Below are 1,194 nucleotides of genomic sequence, written 5' to 3' on the forward strand. Positions count from 1 at the left end.
CTCGCCGTCGCCTTCCGGTCCGGCGGGGATCTTGACGGAGTCGAGGAGGAGCTGGGCGACGTCGACGACCTGGAGGGATTCCTTGGCCTTGCCGTCGTTCTTCTTGCCGTTGACGGAGTCGGTGAGCATCACCAGGCAGAACGGGCAGGCGGTGGAGACGATGTCGGGGTTGAGGGACAGCGCCTCGTCCACCCGCTCGTCGTTGACGCGCTTGCCGATCCGCTCCTCCATCCACATCCGCGCACCACCGGCACCGCAGCAGAAACCGCGTTCCTTGTGCCGGTGCATCTCCTCGTTGCGCAACCCGGGCACCCTCGCGATGATCTCGCGCGGCGGTGTGTACACCTTGTTGTGACGGCCCAGGTAGCACGGGTCGTGGTAGGTGATCAGACCCTCCACCGGGGTCACCGGGACCAGCTTGCCCTCATCGATCAGATGCTGGAGCAGCTGGGTGTGGTGGATGACCTCGAACTCGCCACCGAGCTGCGGGTACTCGTTGGCGATGGTGTTGAAGCAGTGCGGGCAGGTCGCGACGATCTTCTTCTTCGCCTTCTCGACCCTCACACCCTCCTCGGCGTCCTCACCGAAGGCCGTGTTCAGCATCTCGACGTTTTGCTGGCCGAGCTGCTGGAAGAGGAACTCGTTGCCCAGGCGGCGGGCGGAGTCCCCGGTGCACGCCTCGTCCCCGCCCATGATCGCGAACTTCACGCCCGCGATGTGCAGCAGCTCCGCGAACGCCTTCGTGGTCTTCTTCGCCCGGTCCTCCAAAGCGCCCGCGCAGCCGACCCAGTACAGGTATTCGACCTCGCTCAGGTCCTCGATGTCCTTGCCGACGACCGGGACCTCGAAGCCGACCTCCTTCGTCCACGCCAGGCGCTGCTTCTTCGCCAGGCCCCAGGGGTTGCCCTTCTTCTCCAGGTTCTTGAGCATCGTGCCCGCCTCGGACGGGAACGAGCTCTCGATCATCACCTGGTAACGGCGCATGTCCACGATGTGATCGACATGCTCGATGTCCACCGGGCACTGCTCCACACACGCCCCGCACGTGGTGCACGACCACAGCACATCCGGGTCGATGACCCCGTTGTCCTCCAGCGTGCCCACCAGCGGCCGCTCCGCCTCGGCCAGCGCCGACGCGGGCACCCCCGCCAGCTGCTCCGGTGTCGCCTTCTCGTTGCCCTCCTCATCCTTGCC

Annotated in this window: 1 protein-coding gene; it reads right to left on the minus strand. The window is 66.0% G+C overall.

Going from position 1 to position 1,194, the window contains the following annotated elements; genetic code table 11:
• Positions 1–1,194 (minus strand): (Fe-S)-binding protein (locus AC5P1B_RS35640; protein WP_493892187.1); only part of this gene is annotated, 1,194 nt, incomplete at both ends.

The organism is Streptomyces sp. A01, from assembly GCF_059026195.1.